We start from the raw sequence: 14,638 nt of genomic DNA on the forward strand, positions 1-14,638 counted from the left end.
TAATTGCTAGTTGATCACAATGTTTAAGTGGCGACTAACGGAGTTCGGGCACTGGAGGCGCTGGCCGAGCCGACCAGGCGGGCGATTTTCGAGGCGCTGCCGCACGCGCCGAAGTCGGTGGGGGAGTTGGCCGACCTGGTCGGCGTCAGCAGCTCGGCGGTCTCCCAGCACCTGAAGGTGCTGCGGGCGGCGCGGCTGGTCATGGTGCGTCCGGAAGGCACTCGGCGGGTGTACACGCTCGATCCGCGCGGCCTCGGCGACGCGCGCGACTACCTCGAACAGTTCTGGCCGAGCGCGCTGGCGGCCTACGCGGCCGCGCTGAGTGAGGCGCGCGCCGAGCGATGAGGAATCAGCCCACCCTGCGGTAGGCCGGGCGCCGCGCCGCGGCGGAGTTGCGCTGGTTCAGTTGCTTCTCGACCGCGCTGACGACCTCGCCGACCCCGATGCGCAGCAGGCCGGGATCGGGCGTATCGGCATATCGATCACCCGTCTGACCCGCCCACAGCACGATGTGCCTGGCGAGCAGATGCGGGGGCGGTCCGCCCCAGCGCGGCGGCGTCGGGCCGAACAACAGGACGGTGCGGGTGCCGAAGGCCGTGGCCAGCCGCGCGACGCCCGTATCGCCGCTGATCACCAGCGCCGCCTCGGCGACGGTGGCGGCGAGGTCGATGAGGTTCTGGTCGCCGGCGAGCACGTTCGCCTGGGGAAGTCCGGCCCGCGCGGCGACGTTCAGCGCGATGTCCCGCTCGAACTCGTCACCGGTGAGCACCACCTCGCGGCCGAGCACCAGCAGGTGCCGCACGACCGCGGCGAACCGGTCCGGCGGCCAGCGCCGCGCGGGAGCGCCCGCCCCGACGTGCACGACGACGCAGTCGCGGCGGCTGTTGGTGGACACGGGAGGCACCAGGCCCAGGTTGCGGCGGTCGGCCACGATGCCGTCGGATTCGAGCAGGTGACACCACCGCTCCACCTCGTGCATATCCGGTTGCCAGATCGGGCCCCGCAGCTCGGGGAAGGCCGGATTACGGTAGGTCAGGATCCGTGCCGGGTCGGTCTTGACCAGCTCGACGACGCTCTCGGCGCTCGGCCCGTGCAGATTCACCGCCAGCTGCGGCGACGGTCCGTCCCAGCGCAGCGCGCTCACGTCGGCGGTGGGGACCATGGTGTCCACCGAGGTGATCAGGTCGACGATCGGCTTGAGCCGGTGCGGCGCGGCGAGGACGATCTGGTCGCTCGGCTTGGCTCGTCGCAGCGCACGGAGCGCCGGGACCGCGGTGAGCAGATCACCGAGTCCGCGTGCCTGTAGCACGAGTACAACCGCCACCCTCTTCTCCTAGCAACCCGAGACTCACGAAATGCGACCCCCACCCCGCAGGTGTTCAACGACGAGAGCCACTTACGGATGACTTCCCATGGCGCTCCGGCGGTAAACGTGGAGCCCGTCGAGCGTTATCCACGCCACTCTCCGCAGCGCGGCAGTACCCTCGCACGTGGCGGCAACTACAGCTAAGGAGCATTCCATGGTCTCCAAGCTCAACCCGTACCTCGGCTTCGGCGACAACGCGCGCCCGGCCCTCGAGTTCTATCGCGACGTGTTCGGCGGCACCCTGGCCGTGAACACCTTCGGCGAGTTCGGCGACAAGGAATCGCCCGGCGCCGAACTGGTCATGCACGGTCAACTGGAGACGCCGAGCGGGTTCACGCTGATGGCGTCGGACACCCCGCCCGGCATGGAGTACCAGCCGGGCAGCAGCATCTCGATCAGCCTCAGCGGCGACGACGCCGAGGAACTGCGCGGCTACTGGGACAAGCTGAGCGCGGGCGGCGTGGTCACCGTTCCGCTGGAGAAGCAGATGTGGGGCGACGAGTTCGGGATGTGCCGCGACAAGTTCGGCATCGCCTGGATGGTCAACATCGTCTCGCCGGAGGGCTGACCCGCGCCGTGTAGCAAATGTCCAGAAAACCAGCGCCGCCCGGCATAACATCTGGTCATGACGACAAACAGTGTGGTCGATGGACCTGCTCAGGCGCTCGCGAAGAGCGCCTGGCAAACCGTTCTGGTCACCGGTGTCCTCTCGGTGATCCTCGGTGTGGTGATTCTGGTGTGGCCGGACAAGACCCTGTTGGTCGCGGGCATCCTCTTCGGCATCTACCTGGTGATCGCCGGTGTGCTGCAGCTGGTGGCCGCGTTCGGCGCGACCAAGAGCGCGGGCATGCGGGTGCTGTACTTCCTCAGCGGCGTGCTGTCGATCATCATCGGCGTGTTCTGCTTCCGCGACGAGCTCGCCTCGATCCTGCTGCTCGGGCTGTGGATCGGTATCGGCTGGCTGTTCCGCGGCGTGGCCGTGCTGGTGGCTGCCGCCTCTGATCCCGACCTGCCCGGACGCGGCTGGCAAGGCTTCTTCGGCGTGATCACCGCGATCGCCGGTGTCGTACTGATCATCTGGCCGGTCAGCTCCGTGGCCACCCTGACCCTCGTCGCGGGCATCTGGCTGATCGTGCTCGGCATCATGGAGATCATCACCGCCTTCGGCGTCCGCAAGGACTTCCGGCGTCTGACCGAAGCCGTCGCCTGATCGCTTCGGCGAGTCAGCGAGCGTCGGGGCCGGGCAGGTCACGCATCGCATCGATCGGCAGACGGACCAGTCCCGCCTCGTCGCACGTCGCCACCGCGGCAGCCAGCTCCCGCGCCGCGTCCTCCGCCCGGCCCGCGCGGCGCAGAGCGGTGCCGAGCAGCAGCCGGGCGCGTACGGCGGCCAGCGGGCGAGGTGCGGACTCGATGCTCGTCAGCAGGGCGCGCGCCCGCTCGCATGCCTCGTCGTGCCGGTCCGGCGGGTACGCCGTGAGCAGCAGCCGGATCGCGGAGTCTTCGTCGAGTTCGGCGATGAGCGTGGCGATCCCGTCGTCGTGCCGGAGTTCTCGCCGACCGACGAGGCGCTCGATCTCGTCGGGTGCGAGACCGAGACCCAACCGGATTCGCTCGTTGCGCAACCGGGCCGCGAGCCGTGGCAGCGCCATCCGTTCGGCACTCGCCATGCCGTCGTTCAACCGCTTCGCGGCCGCACGGAGATCGCCCCTGACGGCCTCGACCCGCGCTCCCGTCGCATAGGTGGCGATCATGAAATCGACGCCGCCGCCGCCTTCCTCCGCCAATCCCAGGCTCTCCAAGAGGAGTTCCGCTGCGGTGTCCACATCGCCTGTCTCGTAACGCAATTCGCCGAGCAGCGCGCTCGCGAGCCGCGCCGCGTGCGAGTGCGGGCCCATGGTCGTCGTCGCGAACTCCACCGCGTCGCGGAACGCCTCGTCGGCCGCCGGGATCAGGAGTTGCTCCCGCTCGGCGATGCCCGCGAAGCAGCGGCCGTACACCCGAAGGAAGGGACCCGTCGCATCGTGATACGGCACGGCCCGCTGCTGCCATCGGCGCGCGGCGTCGAAATCGAAGCGATGGATCGCGGCGATCGCGGCGATGTTGACCGCCACGCCCGCCACCCGCGGGGAGAAGTCGTCGAGACGCGACAGTACGGCGCGAATCAGCCGGTCTCCCTGCTCGATTCGATCGGCGAACATCTCCCTGGTGCCCGCGAGCACATCGGCCTCGGCGCGGAGGTCCGCGCGTTCGGCGTCCGTCAGCTCGGCCTGGTCGAGCGCGGCCGTGAAGCGGGCGAGCGCCGCGGCGGCGGGTTCCGGCCTGCGCAGGACGAGGTACACCCAGGAGAGGAACAGTTGGATACGGGGTCGCGACTGGATCGACTGTGGGGGCAGCTTGGCCACGATGCCCACCAGTGTCGTCATCTTGGACCGCTCCAGCAGGTACCCGCCGCCTTGCTCGATGAGATCGACCGCGCGGTCGGGGTTTCCGGCGGCCAACGCGTGATCGACCGCGTCATTGAGCAGTTCGTGCCGCGCGAACCACTCCGATGCCCGATAGTGCAGCGCCTCGATCTCCTCGGAACGGTCCCGCTCCAGGCGGCGGCGCAGATATCCCGCGAAAAGCTGGTGATACCGGAACCATTCGCGATTCGGGTCGATGCGTTGCAGGAACAACCCGCGGTCCTCGATGTCCTCCAACATCGCGCGCGCATGCTCGTCACCCGTGACGGCGGACGCGAGCGCACCGCAGATTCGCCCGCATATCGAAGTCTTCGTGAGGAATTCGAGCATGTCCGGTTCCAGCGCGTCCAGCACGTTCTCGGCGAGGAACTCACCGATGTCGGCATGTGCGGACAGGCTGTCGACCAGGTGTGCCGGATCGTCGCCCGCGCGCAACGACAACACCGCCAATTGCAGCGCCGCGGCCCAGCCGTCCGTGGTCTCGGTCAGTGCTTCGACATCGGCGTCCGACAAGTGCAGCCCGCCCGCCTCCGCCAGGAAGTGCCGCACCTCGTCGACGTCGAAACGCAACGCGCTCGAATCGATTTCCTCCAGCTCGCCGTCGATGCGCAGCCGGCTCAGCGGAAGTCCCGAGCGGGACGTGCTCGTCACGATGATCGGCAGGTGGTGGCAGCCGTGCTCGAGCAGGAAACGGACTGCCGCCAGCGAGGATTCGTCGGTCACCCGCTGCCAGTCGTCCAGCACGACGGTGACCCGGTCGTCGTGCGAGTGCAGATCGTCGATCAGCGCGGTGAGCACGTACCGCTCGGCATCGTCGGGATGGACCTCCAGAACGCGATCCAGTTCGTCGGCGAGGTTGGGGCGCGGGCCGCGAATGGCCTCCACCAGGTGCGCGAGGAACCAGGCGACGTTGTTGTCGTCCTCGTCGACGGTCAGCCAGGCGACCGGCGTGCCCGCGTTCGCGAGCTCGTCGCGCCATTGGGCCGCGAGGGTGGTCTTGCCGAACCCGCTCGGCGCGTGGATGAACGTCAACCGCTTGCGTGAGCCCGAGCGAAGCAGATCGAGCAGGCGCTTTCTGGTGATGGGCGTCCGCGCCGGAGTCGGCGGACGGTACTTCGTCGCCGGGGTCGGGGGAGCGGTGGGTCGTTCGCGGCGGCGAACCGTCGCGGCGGGCGGGGGCTTCCGCGGGCCGGGCGCGATCGGCAACACCATGACATCGACCGGGACCCCGCGGTGCTCCTGCACCGCGCGCAGCTCCTCGCCGAGGGCGAGCGCCGACTCAGGCCGCTGCGCGGAGTCGCCCGCCATGGCGTGCTCGATGGCGGTGCAGACATCGTCGGGCATGCCCTCCGCGCGCAGATCGGGGATCGGCTGCGCGGCGACCCGGAGGAAGTGGGCGAGCACCTGTTCGCCGGTGTGGCGCTCGTACGCGACGTGCCCGGTGAGCGCGCAGAACAGCGTCGCACCGAGGCCGTATACATCGGACGCGGGCGTCGACGGCTCACCACGCAGTACCTCGGGCGCGGTGAAAGCCGGTGAGCCCGTGATGATTCCGGTTGTCGTCCGAAAACCGCCCGCGGTGCGGGCGATGCCGAAGTCGGTCAGTTGCGGTTCGCCGTAGTCGGTGATCAGGATGTTGCCGGGTTTCACGTCGCGATGCAGGGTGCCGACCCGGTGCGCGGCCTCCAGCGCCCCGGCCATCTTGACGCCGAGCCGTAGCGTCGCGGTCCAGTCGAGCGGGCCGAAGTTCCTGATCCGCTGCTCCAGCGAGCCGCGCGCGTGGTACGGCATGACCAGATACGGGTGCCCGCTGCTGGTGGTGCCGACCTGGAAGACGGCCGCGATGTGCGGATGTCCGGACAGCCGTCCCATGGCCTGCTGCTCCCGGATGAACCGCTGCATGCTCTCCGCGTCGAGATCCGAGGTCAGCACCTTGACGGCCACGATCCGGTCCAGGTCGGGTTGCTTGCAGCGGTACACGACGCCGAAGCCGCCGCGTCCGATCTCTTCCGCCTCCTCGAACCCTTCGGCGTTCAAATCCGCGACGACCCCGGAGGACGGACTGCGCTGTGTCGGCTGCATGTCGGCCATCGTCGGCCTCGATTCCAGGCGTGCTCGTGGTGACCCGGCCCTGCGGGTCGGTTCCTGCTTCCCGAGGATAACTCCGATCGAGGGCTCGGCAACGGCTCCGCAACTCTCGATGCGCCCATGAGCGGGAAAGAGCGATGAGTTTCGCCGCTCCGGCACGTCTACCCTCAGGAGGCCGCGTCGGTCTCGCCGAGGGTTAGGAGGGCCCGATGTCGACACAAGACCAGGAACCAACGGGGCGGCTGGCCGAGCATCCGACCGTGCAGCGGATCGCCGAGCGGGGGCGGACGACGCCCGATCCGGTACTCGACACCGCGCGCCTTCGCGAGATCTGTTCGGCCGCAGGCGCCGACGATGTCGGCTTCGTCTCGGTGGACGATCCGAGGGTGGCCGTGGAATTGGAGCACGCGCGCGGAATCCTACCCACGGCAAAGACTTTCGTGTCCTTCTGCGTGCGAATGAACCGAGACAACTTGCGCAGCCCGATGCGCAGCCTCGCCAACACCGAGTTCAACCACGCCGACGACGAGACCAACGAGGTATCACGTCGCATCACCAGGGCACTCCAGGACGCCGGCTATCGCGCCGTCTATCCCGCGCCGGGATATCCGATGGAGGTCGATCGGTTTCCCGGGCGGATCTGGGTCATCGCGCACAAGGTGGTGGCCGAGGCCGCCGGTCTGGGCGTTATGGGCATACACCGCAACATCATTCACCCGAAGTTCGGCAACTTCGTCCTGCTCGGCACGGTGGTCACCGACGCGGTGATCGATGAGCCGACGCCACCGCTGGCATTCAACCCGTGCCTCGAGTGCAAGCTGTGCGTGTCCGCGTGCCCGGTCGGCGCCATCACCACCGACGGTGGTTTCGACTTCCAGGCCTGCTACACGCACAACTATCGAGAGTTCATGGGCGGCTTCACCGATTGGGCCGAAACCGTCGCCGACAGCGCCGACCGCGACGAGTACCGCGAGCGGGTGACCACCGGCGAGTCCTTCTCGATGTGGCAGAGCCTGTCGTTCAAACCCAACTACAAGGCCGGCTACTGCATGGCCGTCTGCCCGGCGGGTGAGGATGTGATCGGCGGCTTCCTCGACAACCGGAAGGGCCACCTCGACGAGGTCGTCCGTCCGTTGCAGAACAAGGAGGAACCCGTGTACGTGTTGCCGGGATCCGCCGCCGAGGAGCATGTCACGCGGCGGTTCCCGAACAAGACACCGAAGCCGGTCACCAACGGATTCCCGGACGAGGTCAACGATCTGCTCGACCAGATCGGCCCGCGACCACGGCCGCGCACCGCGCCGGACTGACGCTCAGATCCGCCGGATACGCGCCAGCCAGGCGACCACGTCGACCGGGCCCTCGGTGGGCAGGTTGTGGCGGGCCGCGTCCTCGGCCACCACTTCGGTGACCCGCCCGCGATAGGTGGAGGGAACGAGTTCTTCGAGTTCCCAGCCCTCGCCCGCGAACGATTCGCGGATCAGCGAATCGCTGATCCGCGGACCGAAACCTTCCTCGATGTCCGAGAGTGCGAGGACGTGCACGAGTCCGCCGGGCTTGCACACACGGAACAACCCGCGCACATAGGCGGCACGCGCCTCGGGTTCGGTGCCGAAGACATGGAAGAGGGCGCTGTCGACCACGGTGTCGAAGACGCCGAGCCGGTCGTCGTCCGCGTCGGCGAGCGTGAGCACGTCGACCACCTCGAACCGGGCATTCGGGACACCTTTGTCCGCGGCGTTGCGCCGGGCGTAGGCGACCGCGCTCGGAGACAGATCCACGCCGAGCACGTCGTAGCCCAGTTTCGTCAGCGCGATGGTGTGCTCACCCGCGCCCGTGCCGGGATCGAGCACCCGGCCGCTGATCCAGCCGTCCCGTTCGAGCGCGAGGATCGCCGGTTGCGGTTCCCCGATCACCCAGGGGGCGGTGTCGTTGTCGTAGACGGTGTTCCAGAATTCCGGAGCCTGAGTCATGGCTCCAGCGTGCACCCTCAACCGGGGTTCAGGTCAAGGATCCGGTGCGGTGGCGGCTACCGCGCCGGTCCCGTACGCCCACAGCGTAATGACTAGCCGAACACCGTGGGTCCGAACGTACGCTTCCTCCATGACCGAGCATCCGAGACTGCACTCGATCCCCGGTGGCCGCGACGACCGAACTCGGCGACCCGAGCCGTCCGCTCCGGAACCGCTGTGGCGCGAGGCGCTCGGCGAACGGTTGCGCGCGCTGCGGCAGGAACAGCGCGAGACGCTCGTGGAAACCGCGGGCCGGGCCGGCATCTCGCCGCAGTACCTCTCGGAGGTCGAACGCGGGCGCAAGGAGCCGTCCAGCGAGATGATCGCGGCGTTGGCCGGTGCGCTCGGCACCACCCTCGGCGGGCTGACCGAGCAGGTCGCCGAGGAGTTGCGCGGGCGGCGGCACGCCTACCAGCGGCGGTCCAAGGCCGCGCCGACCATGCTGCTCCGCGCGGCCTGAGCCGGTCAGCCCCGCGGCTGCAGCACGGTGTCGACCAGTCCGTAGTCGATGGCCGCCTGCGCGGTGAAGACGCGGTCCCGGTCGGTGTCGTGGCGCAGCCGCTCCACCGACTGCCCGGTGTGCCGGGCCAGAATCGACTCGATCTCCGCGCGCATCCGCACGAGCTCGTCGGCCTGCAGGATCAGGTCCGGAATCGCGCCCTGGCCGCGCGCCGCGGGTTGATGCAGCACCACCCTGGCGTGCGGAAGCATCGCGCGGTGCCCCGGCGCACCGCCCGCGAGCAGCACCGCCCCGACGGCGATAGCCTGGCCGACGCACGTGGTGTGCACGGGCGCGCCGATGTGCTGGATGGTGTCGTAGATCGCGAGCATGGAGGTCAGATCGCCGCCCTCGCAGTTGATGTAGAACTGGATCTCCTGTTCGGGACTCTCCGATTCCAGGTGCAGCAGCTGGGCGATCAGCGCGTTGGCGACGCCGGAGTCGATCGGCGTGCCCAGATAGACGATGCGTTCCGCGAGCAGGTGCGAGTAGATGTCGGTGATGCGCTCGCCGCCGCGCGGATGCTGAGCGATGACGTTGGGGATGGTGTAGGTACTCATGCCGAGATCCCGATTCGCTGGCGTTGGGGGACGACCTGTCCGAAGCTGTCGACGATGTGGTCGATGAATCCGTACTCCTTGGCCTGCTTCGCGGTGAACCACCGGTCGTGCAGGGAGTCCTCGTAAATCCGTTCGAAGGGCTGGCCGGTGTCGGCGGAGATGAGGCCGAGGACGGTTTCCACGGTGTGGCGCAGGTCGTCGGCCTGGACCTCCACGTCGACGGCTGTGCCCGCGATCCCCGCCGAACCCTGGTGCATCAGGATCCTGGCGTGCGGCAGCGCGAAGCGTTTGCCTCTGCTGCCCGCCGAGAGCAGGAATTGACCTGCACTACACGCCAATCCGAGAGCGAGCGTGGACACCTCGCACGGTACGAGCCGCATGACGTCGCGGATCGCGAGCATGGCGGGAACCGAACCGCCCGGCGAGTGGATCCAGAGCGAGATGCCGGCTTCGTCGTTCTCGGCGGCGAGGGTCAGCAACTGTGTAGCAAGCAGCGTCCCGTTGTCGTCGTCGAGGGGTCCGTCGAGCACCAGGACGCGGCGGCCGAGCAGTTGCTCCCTGGCGCGCCAGCTGAACAGCGGGGTCTTGTCGTCGTGAGCCATGCCTTCACCGTGCCGCAGCCGGACCGGGGAAATGGGCCGATGCTGCCCTGGGCAGATCTGCTCACAGCAGCGCGGCGGCCGGAGTATTCGCACGACGCCGCCAAACATGTGTTCTCGGCGGGATTGTCGCTGTAGAGGCGGGGAAATTGGCGCTCCGAAGCGCCTTTCCCGGAAATACGGTGCGCGTTGTGCTGCCTAATGTCGGCAATCCGGATAATCTCGATATCCGATTCTAGTTGCCATGGCTCTTCCCAATCGAAGGAAGGATCGAATCGTGAGGAGTCGATTACTCAGCTTGGCCGCAGTTTTGACGGGAACCCTCACCGTGGTCGGCAGCGGGGCGGTTTCCGCAGCACCAACATGGACGGATCCGGCGACGGAAGCCGTCGCCGATTTCTACGTTCCGCCGCCGATCGGCGGTGCGCCGGGCAACATCCTGCGCGCGGAACCGTCGGTGGTGGCGCTGTCGGCTCCCGGGCAACCCGGAATGGTCCCGGCGCGCGCGACCCGAGTGATGTACGTCAGCAACGATGCCCAAGACGCGCCGACCGCCGTGGTCGGCACGTATCTGGAGCCCGCCGTGCCGTGGCTCGGTCCTGGCGAGCGTCCGCTGGTCGCGTACGCGGGCGGCACCAAGGGCCAGGGCGATCAGTGCGCGCCCTCGAAGCTGATGTCGCAGGTCGTCTCCTATCAGCCGCCCGGCGACTTGATCTTCGAATACGACCTGCTCGCGATCAGCTCGCTGCTGTCGCGCGGCATGTCGGTGATGATCACCGATTACCACGGCCTCGGCACGCCCGCGGTGCACGACTACCTCAACCGCAAGGCGCAAGCGCACTCCTTGCTGGACGCCGCGCGGGCGGCGCTGCAGCTGCCGGGCAGCGGCCTCGGCCCGAACGCGCCGGTCATCCTCTATGGATACTCCCAGGGCGGCATGGCCTCCGCGGGCGCGGCCGAACTGCTGTCGAGCTACGCGCCTGATCTGAACGTCCGCGGCGCCTACGTCGGCGGCCCTGTCGTGGACGACCAGTACTTCATCGGGCACAACGACGGCCGGTCCAACATCGCGCCCACCTACGCCTGGATCCTCAACGGCATGGCCGCCAACTACCCGTCGGTCCGTCCGGTGCTCGACGCCGAACTCAACGACACCGGCAAGGCGATCCTGAACGAATCGCTCGGCAAGTGCGCCGTCCCGATGGGCCTGGCCCAGCTGCACGCGCACACGTCCCAGTGGACCGTGAGCGGGCAGCCGCTGACGGCCGTGATCGACCAGTCCCCGGCGTTGAAGGAGGCCTTCGACGAGCAGCGGCTCGGCGGACTCACCCCGGAGGTGCCCGTGCTGATCGCCTCGGCGGCCAACGACGAGGGCGCGCCCTTCCCGCCCATCCACGCCATGGCGGCCAGCTGGTGCAGCCGCGGCGTGCCGGTTCAGCTGGACGCGAACAGTCAGATTCCCAGCATGGCGGGGATCATCGGCACCCACGTGCTGGCGTTCTTCCCGGCCCTGATCGCCTCCCAGCAGTGGATGATGGATCGGCTCTCGGATGTTCCTGCGCCGACCAACTGCGGGGCGCTGCCGTAGCGCGGATGCGCGGCACATTCGGGCGTCGGGCGTATCCCTGTGGGGTGGACGATGTCCCGATTGTGCCGCGCATTCGTTCGTGATGGGGCTGTCCGGGGCGCTCGGCTGGAGGACGTCGTGCTTCGGCGCGGACGCCGAGTTGGTCGGGTCGTTTTCGAACCCTGTTGGGGGCGTGGGGGTCGCAGTCCGGCGATGAAGGCCCCGCCCAGCCGGCTGCCGTGGGTGAGTGTTCGGGGCGAAGAATCATTCGCGGCATGATTGCCAGACTTTCGAGCGGAGACGGACATCGCGTACTACGGGAATTGTTCATTTCGTTGCGATATCGCGACAATCGCGCGCGGTAGGCATCTGCCGGTGGCCATGGACGGAGGCTCGAGCTCATGGTGAACTCGCCGGTCCCGTTCGCGGTGAGGTGCCCGTATACAGGGGCATTGCACCACTTCACGCGGTTCGCGGGCGAGATTTCGTCCGGCCCACCTATGTTCGGTCCGTCCGCGTCGACCGGTCGCCGGTGTGCGATATCGCGGGGCGAAGTCACCCGGTCAGGAGGCTATTTTCTCGGTTTGCTGGATTACTGCCAGCAAACAGTTATCCTAGAGCAACGAGTTCTAGCGTAACCGTTATCGACGGCACACTCAGACGGGTGTTGTTCTGTTGCAACCAGCGGGATGGCTATGACGGTCTTCAAAAATACGCAAGCACGCGACCCCAAGCGGTACCTCTGGGTATTCGGATTGATCGCACCGGGGTGCGCACTACTCCCCTCACAACTGGTGGCTCATACTGGGCTGGAACTGTTTTGGTGGATCGGTCCGATCATCGTGTTCGTGGCCATTCCGCTGCTCGACTGGGCGGTGGGTGACGACGGTAGCAATCCACGTGACGAGGACTACGAGGCATTGTCCAACGATCGTTATTATCGTTGGTGCACATTCCTTTTCCTGCCGATGCAGTTCATCGGTCTGATGATCGCGGGATATCTGTGGTCCAGAACGGAATTGAGCCTCGCGGACAAGCTCGGGCTCGCCGTGACCCTCGGCGTGGTGTCCGGTATCGGCATCAACGCCGCGCACGAGCTCGGTCACCGGGTCGAGCACCTGGAACGGTGGCTGGCGAAAATCGCGCTCGCGCAATCCGGTTACGGCCATTTCTTCGTCGAGCACAACCGCGGCCACCACGTGCGCGTCGCGACGCCGGAGGACCCGGCGAGCGGCCGGTTCGGCGAGACACTGTGGGAGTTCCTGCCGCGCAGCATGCTCGGCGGGTTCCGCTCGGCGCTGGCCTTGGAGCGGGAACGCCTCTCTCGCAAGGGCAAGCGCTGGTTCACCCTGGAGAACCATCTGCTGCAGGCGTGGGCGATGAGCATCGCGCTCTTCGGCTCGATGATCGTGCTCTTCGGCCCGAAGGTCATTCCCTTCCTCGCGCTGCAGGCGCTGATCGGCGCCGGCTTGCTGGAGACGGTGAACTACGTCGAGCACTACGGTCTCCTGCGCGCTCGCCGCCCGAACGGCAACTACGTGCGTTGCTCGCCGCGCGACAGCTGGAACAGCGACCGCCTGGTCACCAATATCTTCCTGTTCCACCTGCAGCGCCATAGCGACCACCACGCGAACCCGGGCCGCCGCTATCAAACCCTGCGCAGTTCGCAACAGGCCCCCCAGCTACCTGCTGGCTACGCCACCATGGTCGTCCTGGCCGCCATCCCCCCACTCTGGCGCGCCGTCATGGACCACCGCGTCATCGCCCACTACAACGGCGACATGACCCTCATCAACCACAAACGCCCGCCCAAACGCACCCCCACCCCGGGCCCCCGCGGCTACGCCACCCGCTGACCGCGGGGCCCGGTCGGGGGCCGTACCGGGCCTCACCCGGGCATGCCGTGCAAACCCGTACCGAGCCCGGGGCTTTCGACCGGCGCATGCGATGAGATGCGGCGCCGAGCCGAAGAACCACCGAGCGGCCCGCGCCGGACGGTGCGGAGCCGAGCGGGTCCGCCGCACCGGGTCGCTGCGGAGCCGGGCGGGCTTCCGGGTCGGACGACGCCGATTCTGAATGGCCGTCGGCGGCGTGCAGTCCGGGTGGTGTCGACCCCAGGAGTCGGCGGGTCTGCCGCTCCCAAGCAGTGCCTAGCCGAGTGGACCTTGGTCGCCGGACGCGGCCGAGCCGAGAGAGCTGGCCGCGCCGACAGTGCCGAGTCGCGCGACATCTTCGAGGCCTGCCCATGTGACATCGCTGAACGTTGACCTTGGCGTGCTGGCTTGATGTGATGCTGTTCGATGGCGGCAGGCGGGGCCTGCCTGGTCGACAGGGGGTGCGACTCGTGACCGAGCGACTGAAGAGGATCGGGATTCTGCTGTTTCCCGGCGTCGAGGAGCTCGACGCGATAGGTCCGTGGGAGATTTTGTCGTGCTGGACCGAGTACTTTCCGGGCGACGGGTACGAGGTCTTCACTTTCACCGATCGCGGCGACTCGGTCGAGTGCGCCAAGGGAATGACCATCATTCCGCATCACAGCCTTGCCGCCGCTCCCGCCCGGGATGTGCTCGTCTATCCCGGAGGGCGCGGCACTCGCCCGATGATGCAGGACTCCGACCATCTGGCTTGGGTGCGAGCACAACGCGCAACTACGCCGCTGATCGCCAGCGTGTGTACCGGTGCCTTGGTGCTCGCCGCCGCCGGGCTGCTCGCCGGTCGGCCGGCGACCACCCATTGGCGTTCAATCGACCGACTTGCTTCGGTGGATCCGACGATCGAGGTCCGTCCCGGCGATCGCTACGTCGACGATGGCGATATCATCACCGCCGCAGGGGTTTCCGCTGGCCTCGATATGTCACTGCGACTCGTCCAGCGGCTGGCCGGGACGGAACGCGCGCGGCAGGTCCGCCGGATCGTTCAATACGATCCAGAACCTCCTGCTGGTACGGAATGGACTTCCACTGCGGTTGGCCCAGGCTCCTTAGCATGACCGATCACCGGCAGGGTGCCTTCGATTGATGCCGGATCGGTTCAGCCGGAGCTGGTTCGAGGGCGTTGGGTCGCCGCCCGCGCAGGCGGTCATGAACTGCTCTGTGACGTGCGCACACTCGGTCGGATTACGCGGCGCTTGGTTAGGACGGGCAGTGTCCTGGTTCGGGGAAGCAAACCGTGTCGGGGCAAATGAAAATCGGATGATCGCGCTGACGGTGGTGCGAGTTGCGCCGAGGCGAGTTGGGTGGGCCTGGGCGGGCTGAGTTGTGTCGACGGTGGTGGACCGAGCCGCGCCGAGCTGTGCTGGGATGGCGCGGGCGAGCAAAGCCGGGCCGGGTGGGGCTTGGGCTCGCTGCGCCGCGCCGGGGCGGGCCCGGGGCAGCCGAGCCGGATTGGCTGAGTTGCGTTGGCCCGGGATGGAGTAGGTCGGAAATCGACGGGAGAGAAATGGTGGTTGTTGGGGTGCTCGGGACCACCATTTGACTACCGTC

The 14,638-nt window shown here is 67.8% G+C and carries 13 protein-coding genes; 8 read left to right on the forward strand and 5 right to left on the reverse strand.

Features of this window, described 5'->3' with window-relative positions; translation table 11 throughout:
* Window positions 1–27: 27 nt before the first annotated feature.
* On the forward strand, window positions 28–345 hold the full coding sequence (locus FB390_RS19795; RefSeq protein ID WP_141810267.1) for an ArsR/SmtB family transcription factor: 318 nt from the start codon (window positions 28–30) through the stop codon (window positions 343–345).
* Window positions 346–349: 4 nt separating this feature from the next.
* Here the strand turns inward: FB390_RS19795 and FB390_RS19800 are convergent, their stop codons facing one another.
* The gene (locus FB390_RS19800; RefSeq protein WP_141810268.1) at window positions 350–1,324 is read right to left on the reverse strand and encodes a glycosyltransferase family 9 protein; all 975 of its coding nucleotides are present in this window, start codon (window positions 1,322–1,324) and stop codon (window positions 350–352) included.
* A 196-nt stretch (window positions 1,325–1,520) separates the two neighbouring features.
* On the opposite strand from FB390_RS19800, the gene FB390_RS19805 reads away from it, so the two are divergent.
* On the forward strand, window positions 1,521–1,934 hold the full coding sequence (locus FB390_RS19805) for a VOC family protein (RefSeq protein WP_141810269.1): 414 nt from the start codon (window positions 1,521–1,523) through the stop codon (window positions 1,932–1,934).
* Window positions 1,935–1,991: 57 nt separating this feature from the next.
* The gene (locus FB390_RS19810; protein WP_141810270.1) at window positions 1,992–2,576 is read left to right on the forward strand and encodes an HdeD family acid-resistance protein; all 585 of its coding nucleotides are present in this window, start codon (window positions 1,992–1,994) and stop codon (window positions 2,574–2,576) included.
* Window positions 2,577–2,589: 13 nt separating this feature from the next.
* Here the strand turns inward: FB390_RS19810 and FB390_RS19815 are convergent, their stop codons facing one another.
* Window positions 2,590–5,922 carry a serine/threonine-protein kinase gene (locus tag FB390_RS19815; protein WP_141810271.1) on the reverse strand — a complete coding sequence of 1,111 codons (3,333 nt, stop codon included), beginning with the start codon at window positions 5,920–5,922 and terminating at the stop codon, window positions 2,590–2,592.
* A gap of 206 nt (window positions 5,923–6,128) precedes the next feature.
* Between FB390_RS19815 and FB390_RS19820 the strand changes: the two genes are divergently transcribed.
* A complete protein-coding gene (locus FB390_RS19820; RefSeq protein ID WP_141810272.1) occupies window positions 6,129–7,229 on the forward strand; it encodes an epoxyqueuosine reductase in 1,101 nt (366 codons plus the stop codon).
* 3 nt (window positions 7,230–7,232) lie between these two features.
* Here the strand turns inward: FB390_RS19820 and FB390_RS19825 are convergent, their stop codons facing one another.
* On the reverse strand, window positions 7,233–7,892 hold the full coding sequence (locus FB390_RS19825; RefSeq protein WP_141810273.1) for a class I SAM-dependent methyltransferase: 660 nt from the start codon (window positions 7,890–7,892) through the stop codon (window positions 7,233–7,235).
* Window positions 7,893–8,022: 130 nt separating this feature from the next.
* Here FB390_RS19825 and FB390_RS19830 point away from each other — a divergent pair, with 130 nt between their 5' ends.
* Complete coding sequence (locus FB390_RS19830; RefSeq protein WP_141810274.1) at window positions 8,023–8,391, forward strand: helix-turn-helix domain-containing protein; 369 nt, start codon at window positions 8,023–8,025, stop codon at window positions 8,389–8,391.
* A gap of 5 nt (window positions 8,392–8,396) precedes the next feature.
* On the opposite strand, the gene FB390_RS19835 is transcribed toward FB390_RS19830, so the two are convergent.
* Window positions 8,397–8,990, reverse strand: a complete 594-nt coding sequence (locus tag FB390_RS19835) for a ClpP family protease (protein WP_141810275.1) — start codon at window positions 8,988–8,990, stop codon at window positions 8,397–8,399.
* Window positions 8,987–9,592, reverse strand: coding sequence for a ClpP family protease (locus tag FB390_RS19840; RefSeq protein ID WP_141810276.1), 606 nt, complete (start codon window positions 9,590–9,592; stop codon window positions 8,987–8,989). Before FB390_RS19840 ends, FB390_RS19835 begins: the two co-directional genes overlap by 4 nt.
* Window positions 9,593–9,866: 274 nt before the next feature.
* Between FB390_RS19840 and FB390_RS19845 the strand changes: the two genes are divergently transcribed.
* From FB390_RS19845 to FB390_RS19855, 3 genes are all read left to right on the forward strand, one after another.
* A complete protein-coding gene (locus FB390_RS19845; RefSeq protein WP_185757095.1) occupies window positions 9,867–11,177 on the forward strand; it encodes a lipase family protein in 1,311 nt (436 codons plus the stop codon).
* Between the two features lie 674 nt (window positions 11,178–11,851).
* Entirely contained in the window at window positions 11,852–13,012 is a 1,161-nt protein-coding gene (locus FB390_RS19850) for an alkane 1-monooxygenase (RefSeq protein ID WP_246124109.1), read from the forward strand.
* A 488-nt stretch (window positions 13,013–13,500) separates the two neighbouring features.
* Window positions 13,501–14,145, forward strand: coding sequence for a DJ-1/PfpI family protein (locus FB390_RS19855; protein WP_246124110.1), 645 nt, complete (start codon window positions 13,501–13,503; stop codon window positions 14,143–14,145).
* The last annotated feature ends 493 nt before the right edge of the window (window positions 14,146–14,638 follow it).

The organism is Nocardia bhagyanarayanae, from assembly GCF_006716565.1.
GTDB lineage: Bacteria > Actinomycetota > Actinomycetes > Mycobacteriales > Mycobacteriaceae > Nocardia > Nocardia bhagyanarayanae.